Consider the following 14,959-nt stretch of genomic DNA (forward strand, 5'->3'; position numbering starts at 1 on the left):
GTCAAAACCCTCGCTCGCCCAGCAGGGCCTGGATCTCTGGGTAGGGGAAGACCGGGCCATCCCGGCAGACGAAGTTTCTCCCCATCTGACAATGGCCGCAATGACCGACGGCGCAGTGCATGCTGCGCTCCATGCTGAGCCACAAGTCCTCCCCCGCCACGCCGCGCCGCAGCAGCTCCTGCACGGCCGCCCGCATCATGGGTTCGGGGCCGCACATCATCACCAGTGCACCGGGATCGAACTGGGCGCGGTCGAAGAGAACCGTTACCGGCCCCACCTGTCCGAACCAGCCGGGGCTGCCCACGTCCGCCGCCAGTCCCACCTGGACATCGGGTAGCCGACTCCAGGCTTCGTACTGGTCGCGCCAGATGAGGTCGTCGGTATGCTTGACCCCTTGCAGGATGGTGAGGCGCCCAAAGCGTTCCCGCCGCCGCAGGATGTAGTGGATGACCGACACCACCGGCGCGCAGCCCAGCCCCCCGGTAAGGAGCACGATGTCCCTGCCTTCGGCCGGTTTCAGGGGCCAGCCCCGGCCGTAAGGCCCACGCAGGCCCAGGCGGGCGCCTTTCCCCAGGCGTGTCAGCCCTTGGGTGACCAGGCCTACGGCACGGATGGTATGGTCGATGAGGTGCCCATCTTCTGGATCGGAGACGATGGAAATGGGCACCTCGCCCACCCCGTACAGATAAACCATGTTGAACTGGCCCGGCTGAAAGCGATAGCTGGCCTGCATTTCCGGGTCGGTGAAGGCGAGGCGCAGGGTGAAGATGGTGGGGGATTCCTGAATGCGCTCCAGGATCTCGACCTCGTGGGGAAGGTAAGGATCAGGCATGATCCCCTCCACAGACGGCCGCCGCTTCCACGCTGATGTCGATGCCCGCCGGACACCAGGCGATGCAGCGTCCGCAGCCCACGCAGCCGGAGCGGCCATACTGGTCGTGCCAGCTCCCGAGCTTGTGGGTCAGCCACTGGCGGTAGCGCTGGCGGGTGTCGGCGCGGATGACGATGCCGTGGATAGCGCTGTGGCCTTCGGTGAAACAGGAGTCCCATTGCCGGGAATGGGTACTGCTCCGACCGTCCAGGGCAGGCTCCTCCGTCTCAGCGTGGCAGAAACAGGTGGGGCAGACGGAGCTGCAGTTGGTGCAGGACAGGCAGCGTTGGGCCACATCGTCCCAGCGGGGATGGTGCAGGTTGGCAAAGAGGTCATCCCGCAGATTGCGGGACGGCAGGGCGCGTTGCTGCGCCTGGGCGGCAGCAACGATCTCCCCGTCGGCGGCGGTCTGCTGGGCGGGATCCAGGGCCTGGAGGGGCAGTTGCCCGAGCAGTGCCTCGCCCTTGGGGCTTCCCGCCGTCGCAATGAAGCCCTCGTCGAGTTCCGCCAGGGCCAGGTCGAAACCCGACTCAGCCCGCGGCCCGTCGCCGGTGGATGCGCAGAAACAGGTGGCAGCGGGATGGGTGCAATGCACCGCCACCAGAAAAAGGTTCCTGCGCCGGGCTCCGTAATGGGGATCCGGGAAAGGCCCTTCCAGGAAGTGCCGGTCCTGCAGACGCAGGGCCGCGAGATCGCAGGCGCGCACCCCGATGACGGCGGTGGGCGGGGCTTCCGGTATCTCGGGGTGAAAGGTGATACATCCGTCACTCTCCGCAGCGCTGGTCCAGAGGACCTCGCGGGGGGCGAAAAGCAGCGGCTTGAGGGCCTGGGGACCGTTGGCCCAAGCGAAACAGCGTGGGTTCTCGTCGCGGTGGAGCCGATACGCACCCGGCTGCTGATGATCGTGGACCCCCCGCGGCAGATCGTCGATGCTGCCCAACTCTTCGTAGACAATGGCGCCGTCCCGCACCTTGGGACCCAGGCAGCGGTAGCCTGCCGCAGTCAAGGCAGCCAGCAGGTGCTGTAAGCGGGGGCGAGGAAGAAAACCGGGTGCGGCCATGGTGATGCAGACTCCCTGTCGCCGGTAGATGACAACATAGTATAGACGGAGTGCGCCGCATGAACCGCCAAGCAGATTACGGGTTGGTGCCGAGGCGCCACTCGGGCCATATGGTTTGCGGCTTGCGGTCGAGAATGGCGGCGTAGACAACCGTGTTGGTCAGTACGCTTTGCACATAGTGGCGGGTTTGCCGAAAGGGGATGTTCGCGGTGAAAATCGGACCCGCCCATGGGCCTGGTGGCGGTGTCCAGCGACCTAGCCAGCGTTGCGGTGCGCCGGGTCCGGCGTTGTAGGCCGCCGCAGCCAGCAGCTCGGAGCCACCAAAATGCTGTTGCTGAAGGCTCAGATAGTGCGAACCCAGGGTCAGGTTGCCGTCGATGCTGTGCAGATCGGCGGTGGCGGCGCCGGCGACATGGGTTTGCAGCCACCGGGCGGTGGCGGGCATCACCTGCATCAGGCCTTGCGCGCCGACGTCGGAGTGGATGCCGAACGCAAAACCCGATTCCTGTCGGATCAGGCCGGCAAGAAAGGCGCGGCGCAAGCCGGTTTGGGCTGCGGCGGCGCTGATTTCCTGTGCATAGGGAAGCACATAGCCTTGTCGCCAGTCTTTTCCACTGCGAATCAGGCTGCTGGCATGGATACCCAGCAGCCACGCCTCATGCTGAAAGGCCGTCCGGGCTGCGGCCTCGATTTCCGCTGGCCCGTTCAACCCCTTCAAAAACTGGTCCCATTCGGCAAGGGCGTCGAAATAGAGTCCGAGATGATAGAGTGTGATCGCGGTCCGCCCGGGAGCATTATTCACGGGAGTAACGCTCACTTCGATGGGTGCGGGCGGGTCGCCGGACTTCAGGATCAGTGGTTTGTTGAGCGTCGCCATGGCCAGTTGCCCGTAATAAGTCCACGGGGATTCCAGAGCCGCGAGCGCGGCATAGGCGGCTTGCGTCTGCCCATGCTGGAGTTGTGCGATCGCGGACCAGAATTGCCATTGCCGCTGCTGCCGTTGAACGGCACCCATCTGCCGGGTGGCCTGCTCCACCATGTTCCAGTCACCGTTGCGCAATGCTGTACGGACCATCCAGGCCAGCAGTCGGGGCCGGGGGTGGAACTGCGGATCGGCCGCGTAGGCCTGGGCATACCAGTGTCCGGATTCGGAACGAAAGGATAGCGTGGCATGATAGGCAGCGTTGTACAGCAGCAGAGATTTATCGGCAGAATCCAGGACATCCAGGGTTTGCACAAACCGTGCGGCGTCTGCGGGATGGATGGCAGCGAGGCGCAGGAGGGCGAGCACCAGTAAATGGGCCTGACCGGCTGGCCAGTTGCCGGTACCATATTGCTGAATCTGCTGAGAGATCCACGTAGCCGGTGTCGTTACCGTCTGCGCAAGCTGGCCGGATTGCGGCGGAGGCAAAAACGATGCAAAGCGCAGCGCGGCGCTGAAGGCCGAGGCCTCGTACATTTGCTGCAGGCGATGCCACAGCTCGGACGTCGTGATTTGCCCTTGTGCCAGATAGACACGCGCCATGGCGTTGCAGGCCTGATCGTTCGCCGGAGCACTGCTCCAGAGGAAATAGGGGGCAACTACCATGCTGGTGCGCAGCAGCGGGTCGCGCGCAGCATCGCAGCGCAAGGAGATCAAATCAGGAGGGCTGCCAGCCTGATACACTTGGGTGAAGTCCGGCCAGTCCTTGCGGCGCGCGAGTTCCAGCAGCCATTGCCGGCGCAGCAGATGGTGCGCCACCCCCCCGGATAGTGCAGGGTATAGCGCTGGTATTGGCGCTGGGTCATGATGTTGAGGCGGGGTTGCAGAGCCCAGTACCCTACCCATGGTCCCATGTAGGTATTTTCCAATTCAGGCAGTGCATCGGCGGCAGGGCGGTAATCGCCCTGAGCGAAAGCGGTTGCTGCCGAGTTCAGGAGTTGTTCCTGAGCGGCACTGAGGATGCCCGCCGTCGCTACGGATGTTCCGCAACCCATCCACAGCACCAGCGACACCAGGACCGCCGCGGGACGGGAGGAGCGTACTCTCAGGGTCGCCTTAAACGCGGCCATCGGCGCTGCTGCCTGATGAACGTCGCAGGGCGGCACCCCCGACGATGAAATGGTGCCATCGGTCCGCTGTCTGTGCTGTCTGCATACGCCTTGACCCCCCGGAGCTTGCTGAAGAACATCATGCCACCAAGTGTGCCGTTCAGGAAGCACTGCGGCTTCTACCTCAGCGCAAGACTTCCGGTAGCGGCGCGAGCAGCGAAGCCAGATCGTCGGGGCCGAAACGGAGCTTTTCTTTTTGCGTTTTCTCCAGCACGCCGGCGGCGAGAATGGCCTTTTTCTCCTGCAGGGCCAGGATTTTTTCTTCAATGCTCCCGGCAACGATCAGCTTGTAAACAAAAACCTGACGTTTCTGGCCGATGCGGTGAGCGCGATCAGTGGCCTGATTTTCGGCGGCGGGGTTCCACCACGGGTCATAGTGAATCACGGTGTCCGCTGCCGTGAGGTTGAGACCGACGCCGCCCGCCTTGAGGCTGATCAGAAAGAGTGGCACTTCACCGCGCTGAAAGCGGTCGATGGGCGTCTTGCGATCCTGGGTGCTGCCAGTGAGCAGCACGTAAGGGATATGCATCTTGTCGAGGCCTGCACTGATCAGGGCGAGCATCTCGGTGAATTGCGAAAACAGCAGAATCTGGCGACCTTCCGCCAGCAACTCCGGAATCATCCCCATGAGCAGGGCGAGCTTGGCGCTGTCCTGTACCTTTCGCGCCTTTTCACTCTTGAGCAGGCGCGGGTCACAGCAGACTTGGCGGAGTTTGAGCATCGCGTCCAGGATGACGATCTGGCTGCGCTGAAAACCCTTGGCGGCGATTTCCTGGCGGATCCGTTCGTCCATGGCGCTGCGTACCGTCTCATAAAGATCGCGCTGCGCCCCTTCGATATCCATGGGGCGGATAATGATGGTCTTCTCGGGGAGTTCCTTGGCGACATCCTCCTTGCGCCGACGCAGAATGAAGGGGCGCACCCGACGGGCCAATAAATCCAGACGCTCAGCATCTCCGTGGCGCTCGATGGGGCCGCGCCAGACCCGTTGGAAACTGCGCCGGTCGCCGAGAAAGCCCGGCAGAAAGAAGTCGAATTGTGCCCAGAGTTCGCCGAGATGATTTTCAAGGGGGGTGCCAGTGAGGGCAAGCCGATGCCGGGTTGGAATCTCACGGATGGCTTCGGCGGCGCGGCCCTGCGCGTTCTTGACCATCTGTGCCTCATCGAGAATCAGCAAATGAAAGTGCTGATTTCTGAGCGTTTCGACGTCCCGCCAGATCAGCGGGTAGGTAGTGAGAATCAGGTCATTGTCAGGTATCTGGGCGAAACGGCTGCTGCGCTCTTTGCCGTGCAGGGAGAGCACTCGCAGGTCAGGAGTGAAGCGTGCCGCCTCTTCCCGCCAGTTGTGAATCAGTGAAGTGGGCATGACGATCAGGGCGGGATCCGTCAGGCGGCCACTTTCTTTTTCCAGCAGCAGATGGGCGAGGGTCTGGGCGGTTTTGCCGAGACCCATATCGTCCGCGAGAATGCCGCCCAAATGATGCTCGCGCAGGAATTGCAGCCAGGCAAGCCCGTCCTGTTGATAGGCGCGCAGGGGGAGGGCAAAACCTGTGGGCAGTGGGACGGGGGGGATCTCTCCGTTTTGGGGCAAAGATCTAGCCAGCGCACGCACGGCATCCATCCCCTCACTGCGCCACTGGCTGTCGTCCACCAACCGGGCGAGGCGGGGCGCGTCAAAGGCGGACATCCGCAAAGGCCCCCCGGCGTCCAGGCTGAACAGATCGATAAGGGTCCCGACCAGAGGTTTCAGGCGATCCGCCGTGGTCTGGATGGGCACGCCCGCCGGGGTGTGCAGATGGATATACTCATCATCGGGAATGGTACCCAGACCGCCTGGATTCAGCCAGCGCGAATCACGGGCGAAGAGGGTGCCGAGCAGGGGGGCAGCGCCAGCCGCTTGCCGTCCACCACGATGCCGACATCGAGGCCCAGCCACCCTTCCTCGGCACCATCCACCTGTACATCCCATTCATCCACCTGCAGGAAGTAGTGACGGAAGCCATCGGGCCAGCGCACCTCCCAACCCTGCTCGCGGAGGGTCTCGACGCCCGTTGACATGAACCCGTTCCAGTCGGCTTCGCTGTCCAGCCCGTAGATGAGATGAGGCAGCGGCGACAGACTGTGGAAAAGGCCGGCACTGGCCGCTTTCAGGCCTGTTTTTCCGAGTGCCTGCAGTGCCTGTTTTTCGGCTGTCCTGTCGCGTTTTATCCGAACCATCTCACCATTGTCGAGGGTCTGGATGGCACTGTCGTCATCCACGGCAACGCGTGCGGGACCATACACCAATGTGGGCTGCGCATAATCAAAGCGGCAGGTAGGACTCCATTGGCCGGGATAGTTGCGGTGCGCCTGAATACCGAGGAGGGCCAGAGTGTCGCACCAAAGCAGCGCTTGCAGAGGCGCTTCGATCTCCCGTAAGCCCTGTCCGGGGTCGGCCACGGGCGCGGGGAGACCAGGCACCGCTTGCTCCAGCATCTCGCGCAAAAGAATGGCTTCTTGCGCATTGAGGGGCGGGGCTTGCAGCAGATCGCGCAGGACCGTGGTCGGCAGGTCCGTCTCGATCGGGCCGATGTCCCCCGTTTCCCCATCCAGGTACCAGGTCGCATCCAGGTGCAGGAAGCTGGTAGCGGGCGGGGTGGTTTCCAGTGTCGGATATTGTTCCCCGCCCCTGCTGATCTTCCAGACCAGCATGCCAGGCCGGTTATCACCGAGTCGCAGGGACGGATTGGCTGGCGAATTGGCGAAGAGGCGTCCGGTACCGGCGAGTATGGCGAGAGCTGCGGCACCGTGGCGGGGGCCGAGATCGAATTCGCCGGTCTGGCTGGCATAGGGGTCTTCCAACAGCAGACGGCGCAGGGCACGCTGGTCCGCCTCGTCGATGAAGCTCGGCGGGCGGCGCAGGGCGCCTTCGAAATTGTACCAGGGGGTGAGACCGGTACATTCTCCGTTTTTGTTCAGGCGGGCCTTACGACAACTGAGAACTGGACCGTGATGATGTCGGCTGTTCAGTTCCAGCAGCCAGTACAGGGTATGAGTGGTAGTCGGCGGCTTGGGTTTGGGCGGATCCAGATGCGAGCGCAGCTCGCTCAGCCATTGCATCACATGCGGACGCAAAGCCGGGGCCGGCGTCGGCGCCGTGTGGCTACGACCGGCCAGCAGCGCGAGGAGCACCGCGGTGACGTGTTTGCAGCGACTGCCTACCGGGCAGGTACACAGGGTTACCAGATGCCCTTGGCTGAGGTGGATGTCTACCCGGTATGGCGTACGTGCCGTGCCCTGCACCAGGGCACTGAGGTCGGTGCTGCCACGCTGCTCCAGATGGCTGATGGACTTCTGGTAAGGTTGGGCTTTGCGAATCTCCAGATCCCCCACCCATCTGCGGATATCTTCGTAACCGTACGTCCCCAGCGTGGGCATCGCACTGGCATCGCGGTGCCAGTTCATCCAGTCATTATTGGTAGGCATGGGTGTGCTCGGTGTTTTGATGATATCGGGAAATGCACCGGGGCGATGCCGCCGTGCAAACCGCCTATGGTACACAGTCGGGGGGTAGGAGGGGAAGCGGTTCGGGGTGGTCTACCGGTATCCTCGCCAGCGCCTTGCCGTTATCATGAGCGGAACGGCACACATGGAGAGGGCAGAAGATGGTGGCTTTTGGCACGAGTGGGTTGCGGGGTCTGGTGGTGGATCTGTCGGATAAGGTCGTTTATGTGCATACCCAGGCCTTTCTGCGCTATCTTGCGGAAATCGGCGAGTTTCACGCCGGGGATGCGGTGATACTGGGCGGCGACCTGCGACCCAGCACGCCGCGGATGCTGGCCGCGGCCTGGGCCGCGGTCCTCGCGGGGGGCGGGCAGCCCCGTTTCGCCGGATACCTTCCCTCGCCGGCGTTGGCGTTTGCGGGATTGGCGGTGGGAGTACCATCCCTGATGGTCACTGGCAGTCATATTCCGTTTGATCGCAATGGCATCAAATTCAACCGCCCCCATGGGGAATTGATGAAGGCCGATGAGGCCGGGATCCTGCGTCAGGATATGACGGTGGATACGGCCCTTTTCGACGCCGCGGACGCGCTGCGCAAGCCAGCCGTTTTGCCCGCCGCCGACCCGCACTGGCTGGCGCTCTATCAGCAGCGTTACCTGGACTTTTTCGGCACGGACAGTCTTGCCGGATGGCGACTGGGCGTCTACCAGCACTCCGGCGTCGCCCGTGACCTGCTGGTGACACTGCTGGAGTCGCTGGGTGCGGAGGTGCTGCCCCTGGGCCGCTCCGCGGATTTTGTGGCCCTGGATACCGAGGCCCTGCGCCCCGAAGACACGGTTCTGGCGCAGCGCGCAGTGGCTGAGTACCATCTCGATGCGCTCCTGACCACGGACGGCGACGCCGACCGTCCCATGATTGCTGATCATGAGGGCCGCTGGTGGCGTGGCGACGTGCTGGGGATACTAACTGCCCATGCCTTGGGCGCCCATACGGTAGTCACGCCGGTAAGTAGCAACACGGCGCTGGAGTTGTCCGGCTTTTTTCCGGAAATCCTGCGCACCAGGATCGGTTCCCCTTATGTCATCGAGGCGATGCAGGCCGCGTTGCAGGAGGGATTGATGCCCGTCTGCGGGTATGAGGCCAACGGCGGTTTTCTGCTGGGCAGCCCGCTTACCCGTGATGGCCGCACCCTGGCGCCCCTTCCCACCCGCGACGCCATCCTGCCCATGCTGACGGTGCTTGCGGCGGCGCAGGATCGTGGCGTCCCCCTGGCAGCCTTGCTGGCCGATCTGCCACCCCGTCATACCGCCAGTGACCGTTTGCAGAACTTTCCATCGGCGCTGAGCCGGCGCCACCTGGATACTTTTCGCGGTGACGACAAGGCGGCCAATCTCGTGGCCTTCAATACGGCCTTTGGAGAAATTGCGGGTGCCGCGCAGCACATGGATCTGACGGACGGCATCCGGGTGACCCTCGCGCCGGGCGGCATCATTCATCTGCGACCTTCCGGCAATGCGCCGGAACTGCGCTGCTATACGGAGGCCGATAGCCCGGAGCAAGCCGAGACCATGCTGCGGAAGGCCTTAGAGGTCATGAATGGCTGGCGGGCCTGAGCGGCGGATGCGGCGCATCTTTTTTCCGCGCATCTGGTGGGTGTACATCGGCACCGGGCTGCTTATTGCGGATCTGCTGCTGATGGTGCTGCGCTATCTGGGCGTGGTGTTCAAAACCAACGCCGTGGCGGAAATGGCGGTCCACCACGGCACCGATGCCCAGGCGCAAAGTCTGCTGCGTCTGGCAGACGTGCTGAATGCGGTTCACTGGAAATGGATCGGCGAAATTTTTCTGGTCGGAATTGTTTTGCTGCTTATCGGTATATGGAAACCCTTTTACCGGAAAAAATAAACCCGCCGATCTTCACCCCATGCCCTGGCTGCGCAGATAATCCTCATAGGTGCCCTTGAAGTCCTGAATGCCCCGCGGAGTGAATTCGATGATGCGGGTGGCCAGGGAAGACACAAACTCTCGGTCATGGCTGACAAAAAGTAAGGTTCCGTCGTATTTCTCCAGGGCCGAATTGAGAGACTCGATGGATTCCATATCCAGGTGGTTGGTCGGCTCATCGAGAATCAGCACATTGGGTTTCTGCAGGGTGAGTTTGCCGAAGAGCATTCGCCCCTTTTCGCCACCGGAGAGCACCTTGACCGAACGATTGACCTGGTCCTGCCCGAAGAGTAGGCGGCCCAGCACGCCGCGGATCACCTGGTCATCATCGCGCTCACCGCGCCACTGGCACATCCAGTCGAAAAGCGTCATATCCTCCGCAAATTCGGGGCATAATCCTGGGCGAAGTAACCGATACGCGCATTCTCCGCCCATTTTATTTCGCCGGCATCGGTGGTCAATTCGCCCACCAGGCAACGCAACAAGGTGGTTTTGCCCAGACCATTGGAGCCGATAATCGCAACCCGTTCGCCCGCTTCGACATGCAAGCGCAGTTTATGAAACAGGCGCAGATCGCCAAAGGATTTGCTCAGGTCCTTCCCATCCAGGGCATTGCGATAGAGTTTGCGTTCCTGATGAAAGACCAGATAGGGATTTTGCCGACTGGAAGGCTTCACTTCTTCAAGCTGGATTTTCTCTAACTGACGGGCGCGGGAAGTCGCCTGCTTGGCCTTGGAGGCATTGGCGGAGAAGCGACTCACAAAGCCTTGCAACTCGGCCATCTTCTCCTTTTTCTTGTCATTGTCGGCGAGCAATTGATCCCGCACCAGGGTTGAAGCCTGCATATATTCATCATAATTGCCGGGATAAATGCGTAACTCGCCATAATCCAGGTCAGCCATGTGGGTACAGACGCTATTCAGAAAATGGCGGTCATGGGAGATGATGATGACGGTGCTGTTGATGTTGCTGATGAGTTCTTCCAGCCACTGGATGGTATGAATGTCGAGGTTATTGGTCGGCTCGTCCAGCAGCAGAATATCGGGGTCGGCGAAAAGCGCCTGCGCCAGCAATACTCGCAGTTTCCAGCCGGGGGATACCGCCGACATCAATCCGCTGTGCTGCGCCAGCGGAATACCCACACCACTCAGCAACTCCCCGGCCCGGGACTCGGCCGCGTAGCCGCCCAACTCGGCAAACTCCACCTCCACATGCGCCACCGCCATCCCTTCTTCGTCGGTCATCTCCGGCAGGGCATAGAGGCGATCGCGTTCCTGCTTGATGCGCCAGAGCTCGGCGTGACCCATGATCACCGTGTCCAGTACGGTACAGTCTTCAAAGGCAAACTGATCCTGCCGCAGTTTGCCGAGACGCTCGCCGCTGCTCAGGCTGACGTGTCCGGAGCTGGGCTCCAGATCGCCGCCGAGAATCTTCATCAGCGTCGTCTTGCCGCTGCCGTTGGCACCGATAAGGCCATAGCGGTTGCCATTGCCAAACTCGACGGAGACGTTTTCAAAGAGGGCCTTGGCCCCGAATTGCATGGTGAGGTTGGCGGTGCTGAGCAAGATTGACTCCGAAAGGGCGGCAAACGAGGGCTGATAACGGGCGCGATGATAGCACTGATTCGCTTGGCGCGTCCTACCCTTCGTGGCGTAAGGTGGTGGACTAACTTGACAGATTCACTCAGCTTCCCGTACCTTGCCCAGTGAATCGTTATAAACGCTAGGGGCGTCCACGTCGTGGGCTGAGAGGTACCCTTGGAACCTGATCCGGGTCATGCCGGCGTAGGGAAGCGCGACTGCAGCATGCCTGTCCGCATCTTCCGCCCGCATCCTGATTTTGTTCCGCAGCAATCGGATAAATTTTTAGGAGGAATGACTGATGGCTACCCGTCCCACGGATATGGTGAATACTATGCAGGACGCAGCGGTAACCTGCGGCCCGATTCCCGGCTCACACAAGCGTTACCTCGGTGGCGTGCGTTTCCCGGAATTGCGCATCCCCTTGCGGGAGATTCCGCAGAACGACTCCCGGAGGCGGGACGGCAGCCTCGAAGTCAATCCCGCCATCCCGGTCTATGATTGCAGCGGTCCCTACACCGACCCCGACGTGGTCATCGATATTCATGCGGGCCTGCCCGCGATGCGCTGGCAATGGTCGCCGACGGATACCGCCATAGAAAGCCGCCCCGAGCCCAGTTCCGCCTACGGTCGCGCCCGTCTGGCGGATGTCCGCACGGCGGATCTGCGTTTTCATCATCGCCGCGAGATTCGCCGGGCGGCCAACGGCGGCAACGTCTCCCAGATGCACTATGCGCGGCGCGGTATCATTACCCCTGAGATGGAGTTCGTCGCCATCCGTGAGAATCAGGGTTTGGAGCAACTGCGTGCCAGCCATCCGGCGCTGTTCCGCGCCCATCGCGGCGAGTCCTTCGGCGCGCAGATCCCCGATACCGTTACCCCGGAATTCGTGCGCGACGAAATCGCCCGGGGCCGCGCCATCATCCCCGCCAATATCAATCACCCGGAACTGGAGCCGATGATTATCGGCCGCAATTTCCTGGTGAAGATCAATGCCAATATCGGCAACTCCGCGGTCAGCTCGTCCATTGCCGAAGAAGTGGAAAAAATGGTCTGGTCGATTCGTTGGGGCGCCGACACGGTCATGGATTTATCCACCGGTAGGCACATTCACGAAACCCGCGAATGGATTATCCGCAATAGTCCGGTACCCATCGGGACCGTGCCGATTTATCAGGCCCTGGAAAAGGTCGATGGGAAGGCCGAAGACCTCACCTGGGATTTGTTCCGGGATACGCTTGTGGAGCAGGCGGAGCAGGGCGTCGATTATTTTACCATCCATGCCGGTGTGCTGCTGCGTTATGTCCCGCTGACGGCGAATCGTCTTACCGGCATCGTGTCGCGCGGCGGTTCCATCATGGCCAAATGGTGCCTCGCGCACCATCAGGAGAGCTTTCTCTATACCCATTTTGAAGAAATCTGCGAGATCATGAAGGCCTACGACGTGAGCTTCTCCCTCGGCGATGGCCTGCGTCCCGGCGCGCTGGCCGACGCCAATGACGAGGCACAGTTCGCCGAGCTGCACACCCTGGGTGAACTCACCAGGGTCGCCTGGAAGCACGATGTGCAGGCCATGATCGAAGGCCCCGGCCACGTCCCCATGCAACTCATCAAGGCCAATATGGAGGAGGAGCTACAGCACTGTTTCGAGGCCCCGTTCTACACTCTTGGACCGCTGACCACGGATATTGCCCCCGGCTATGACCACATTACCAGCGCCATCGGCGCCGCCCAGATCGGCTGGTACGGCACCGCCATGCTCTGCTACGTCACGCCCAAGGAGCATCTTGGCCTGCCGGATAAAAATGACGTGCGGGAAGGGGCCATCACTTACAAGATTGCCGCCCATGCCGCCGACCTGGCCAAGGGGCATCCCGGCGCACAAGTGCGGGATAACGCCCTGTCCAAGGCGCGTTTTGAGTTCCGCTGGGAAGACCAGTTTCACCTTGGACTGGACCCTGAAAAAGCGCGGGAATATCACGATGAGACCTTACCCCAGGAAGGCGCCAAGGCGGCGCACTTCTGTTCCATGTGCGGTCCCCATTTCTGCTCCATGAAAATCTCCCAGGATTTGCAGGAATACGCGCAAACCAAGGGTGAAGACATCGAGACGGCCCGACTGGAAGGTCTGCAGGAAAAGGCAGAGGATTTCAAGCGGCTGGGGAAGAATGTCTACCTCAGATAACCGTGTCGGGATCCAGGACTGTCAGCCAAATATTCCCCATACCCCCGCCAGGATGGCGGGGATGGCCAGCGCCAGATTGATACCAGAAATCAGCCTGATCTGTCCGGCGGCCCGGGCGGCCAACGGCCAGTCGCCAGCGGCGATGGCCCGCCCCATGCGCAGGAATGGCACGAAGAATACAAACAGGGCTAGTATCACCATCAGGGTGCCGAGTGTCACCATGATCCGCATCGCCGTAGGGAGCGCGGTAAATCCGCCGTATACATACACCATCCAGTAGCCGGTAATCACCAGTGCCGCACCAGCCACCCATACCCAGGCAAAGAAGGGGCGAAAAATCTGGTAGAGTAATTTGCTGCGTTCTGCCTCGCTGGCTATGTTACGGCGCAGAACCGGAACGATAAAAATATCGAGCAGAAAAATTCCGCCAATCCAGGAAACCACTGCGGTGATATGGAAAAACTGCAATACCGTAAGCACGCTCATTCATTCACCCAAGTAATATGCGGCCCAAATACTTCGCCAGGGATAATACCGTCAGCGTCGGGGGTAAACCCCAGGATTCGGGGATCACCGACGCATCACAGACATGGAGATTGAGGACGCGACAGGATAGCCGCTCATCCAGCAGTTCGCCCAGACGCACGCTGCCGCCGGGGTGCGCGGCCAGCCAGGGCGAGAAGAATACCCGTCTACCGCCCGCCGCCCGGAGGATATCGGCAGCCAGTCCCACGCCGTTGTGCATGCGATTTTTATCGGCTGCGGAAAAATGTCGCCAGACGCGCCCGTCGGCGTTGATTTCACCACTGATTTCATCGCGGATTTTGACCATGATCATCATACTATGCCGGTAATGCGCAAGCATGTCGACTCTGCCGGCTGCCCACGCAAAAGCGCGATAAAAATTGGGTGGAACGGTCATATCCGTCAGCATGTAACCGGCTTCCCGATCTACAAACCCCGCCGACATGGGGAGTTCTGTCTCCCGGTGCCCGTCTTCCTGGTTCAGCGCCACACCAATGCGCAAAGGATCGCAGAAAAATCCCCGCCCCGCCTCGCGGATCCCGCTGCGCTGCAAAATTACGGGGCTTGCCACACCACCCGCCGACAGAATGACCGTCCCCCCCATGAACCGGCGTAACTGCCCGTTCTGAAGGGCCTCCACGCCCACCGCGCGCCCACCCTGAAAAAGCACCCTGTTCACCTGGATACCGGTCTCCAGTTTGCCGCCCAGTTGCTTTGCCTGCGCCAGCAGCGACGCCGCAGACCAGAAAGCTGCTGGTGGGCAGCCCCCATGGCCGCAGAGTTCCTGATAAATCATTTTCGGCAGCGCCCGCCAGGGAAGTCTCAAAGCGCGTGCCGCGCTGGCGATGTGTTGTACTGCGGGACCCAGAAGCGGCGCCTCCAGGGGCTGGTGCGGTAGTTCTGCAAGGACAGCCGCCAAATCCTGCGCCATTTCCACGCCATAGCGGGAAAACATCTCCAGGGGAGGAGAGACGGCCGTGTGGTAGAAAACGGTGGAACCACCCCCAACCCGCATGCCACGGAGCAGGGCAACCCCCGGCGCGACATATAATGCCTCCTTGCGGCGCCAGAGCTTCCATAAATTCGGCGCTGACGCCGGGGTTTCTCCGCCCCGTTCCAGAATCCGCACGCTAGCCCCGGCGCGCGCCAGGTCTCTGGCCAGCATGGCGCCGGCAGGTCCGGAGCCGGCAATGATCACATCGGATGCGGACATTTTGGTG

Annotated in this window: 13 protein-coding genes and 1 riboswitch; of the genes, 3 read left to right on the forward strand and 10 right to left on the reverse strand. The window is 61.6% G+C overall.

Annotation, left to right across the window (positions count from 1 at the left end):
- Window position 1 precedes the first annotated feature (1 nt).
- The 6 genes from AFERRID_RS10775 to AFERRID_RS15695 all read right to left on the reverse strand — a co-directional run bounded on the left by AFERRID_RS10775 (window position 2) and on the right by AFERRID_RS15695 (window position 7,487).
- The gene (locus tag AFERRID_RS10775; RefSeq protein WP_113526693.1) at window positions 2-832 is read right to left on the reverse strand and encodes an FAD/NAD(P)-binding protein; all 831 of its coding nucleotides are present in this window, start codon (window positions 830-832) and stop codon (window positions 2-4) included.
- Complete coding sequence (locus AFERRID_RS10780; RefSeq protein ID WP_126605182.1) at window positions 825-1,931, reverse strand: 4Fe-4S dicluster domain-containing protein; 1,107 nt, start codon at window positions 1,929-1,931, stop codon at window positions 825-827. The genes AFERRID_RS10775 and AFERRID_RS10780 overlap by 8 nt, the downstream gene beginning before the upstream one ends.
- A gap of 76 nt (window positions 1,932-2,007) precedes the next feature.
- Entirely contained in the window at window positions 2,008-3,672 is a 1,665-nt protein-coding gene (locus tag AFERRID_RS10785) for a lytic transglycosylase domain-containing protein (protein ID WP_232027523.1), read from the reverse strand.
- A complete protein-coding gene (locus tag AFERRID_RS15685) occupies window positions 3,567-3,983 on the reverse strand; it encodes an outer membrane protein assembly factor BamD (protein ID WP_232027525.1) in 417 nt (138 codons plus the stop codon). Before AFERRID_RS15685 ends, AFERRID_RS10785 begins: the two co-directional genes overlap by 106 nt.
- A gap of 163 nt (window positions 3,984-4,146) precedes the next feature.
- The gene (locus tag AFERRID_RS15690) at window positions 4,147-5,958 is read right to left on the reverse strand and encodes a DEAD/DEAH box helicase (RefSeq protein ID WP_232027527.1); all 1,812 of its coding nucleotides are present in this window, start codon (window positions 5,956-5,958) and stop codon (window positions 4,147-4,149) included.
- Complete coding sequence (locus AFERRID_RS15695; RefSeq protein ID WP_232027529.1) at window positions 5,862-7,487, reverse strand: SWIM zinc finger family protein; 1,626 nt, start codon at window positions 7,485-7,487, stop codon at window positions 5,862-5,864. Before AFERRID_RS15695 ends, AFERRID_RS15690 begins: the two co-directional genes overlap by 97 nt.
- Before the next feature lie 179 nt (window positions 7,488-7,666).
- Here AFERRID_RS15695 and AFERRID_RS10795 point away from each other — a divergent pair, with 179 nt between their 5' ends.
- Both AFERRID_RS10795 and AFERRID_RS10800 read left to right on the forward strand, forming a co-directional pair.
- Window positions 7,667-9,118, forward strand: coding sequence for a phosphomannomutase (locus AFERRID_RS10795; protein WP_113526689.1), 1,452 nt, complete (start codon window positions 7,667-7,669; stop codon window positions 9,116-9,118).
- Complete coding sequence (locus AFERRID_RS10800; RefSeq protein ID WP_113526688.1) at window positions 9,102-9,410, forward strand: hypothetical protein; 309 nt, start codon at window positions 9,102-9,104, stop codon at window positions 9,408-9,410. Before AFERRID_RS10795 ends, AFERRID_RS10800 begins: the two co-directional genes overlap by 17 nt.
- A gap of 12 nt (window positions 9,411-9,422) precedes the next feature.
- Here AFERRID_RS10800 and AFERRID_RS16235 read toward each other — a convergent pair whose 3' ends face one another.
- Window positions 9,423-9,821: an ATP-binding cassette domain-containing protein gene (locus tag AFERRID_RS16235; protein ID WP_407923808.1), complete on the reverse strand. Its 399-nt coding sequence runs from the start codon at window positions 9,819-9,821 to the stop codon at window positions 9,423-9,425.
- Entirely contained in the window at window positions 9,818-11,014 is a 1,197-nt protein-coding gene (locus tag AFERRID_RS10805) for an ATP-binding cassette domain-containing protein (protein WP_407923809.1), read from the reverse strand. Before AFERRID_RS10805 ends, AFERRID_RS16235 begins: the two co-directional genes overlap by 4 nt.
- Before the next feature lie 149 nt (window positions 11,015-11,163).
- Window positions 11,164-11,257: riboswitch (TPP riboswitch) on the forward strand.
- A gap of 73 nt (window positions 11,258-11,330) precedes the next feature.
- Here AFERRID_RS10805 and thiC point away from each other — a divergent pair.
- A complete protein-coding gene (thiC, locus tag AFERRID_RS10810) occupies window positions 11,331-13,214 on the forward strand; it encodes a phosphomethylpyrimidine synthase ThiC (RefSeq protein WP_113526686.1) in 1,884 nt (627 codons plus the stop codon).
- 21 nt (window positions 13,215-13,235) lie between these two features.
- On the opposite strand, the gene AFERRID_RS10815 is transcribed toward thiC, so the two are convergent.
- Both AFERRID_RS10815 and AFERRID_RS10820 read right to left on the reverse strand, forming a co-directional pair.
- The gene (locus tag AFERRID_RS10815; RefSeq protein WP_113526685.1) at window positions 13,236-13,700 is read right to left on the reverse strand and encodes a hypothetical protein; all 465 of its coding nucleotides are present in this window, start codon (window positions 13,698-13,700) and stop codon (window positions 13,236-13,238) included.
- 4 nt (window positions 13,701-13,704) lie between these two features.
- A complete protein-coding gene (locus tag AFERRID_RS10820; RefSeq protein ID WP_126605183.1) occupies window positions 13,705-14,952 on the reverse strand; it encodes an FAD-dependent oxidoreductase in 1,248 nt (415 codons plus the stop codon).
- Window positions 14,953-14,959: the final 7 nt, after the last annotated feature.

This window comes from Acidithiobacillus ferridurans, assembly GCF_003966655.1.
In the GTDB taxonomy this organism is placed as follows: Bacteria; Pseudomonadota; Gammaproteobacteria; order Acidithiobacillales; family Acidithiobacillaceae; genus Acidithiobacillus; species Acidithiobacillus ferridurans.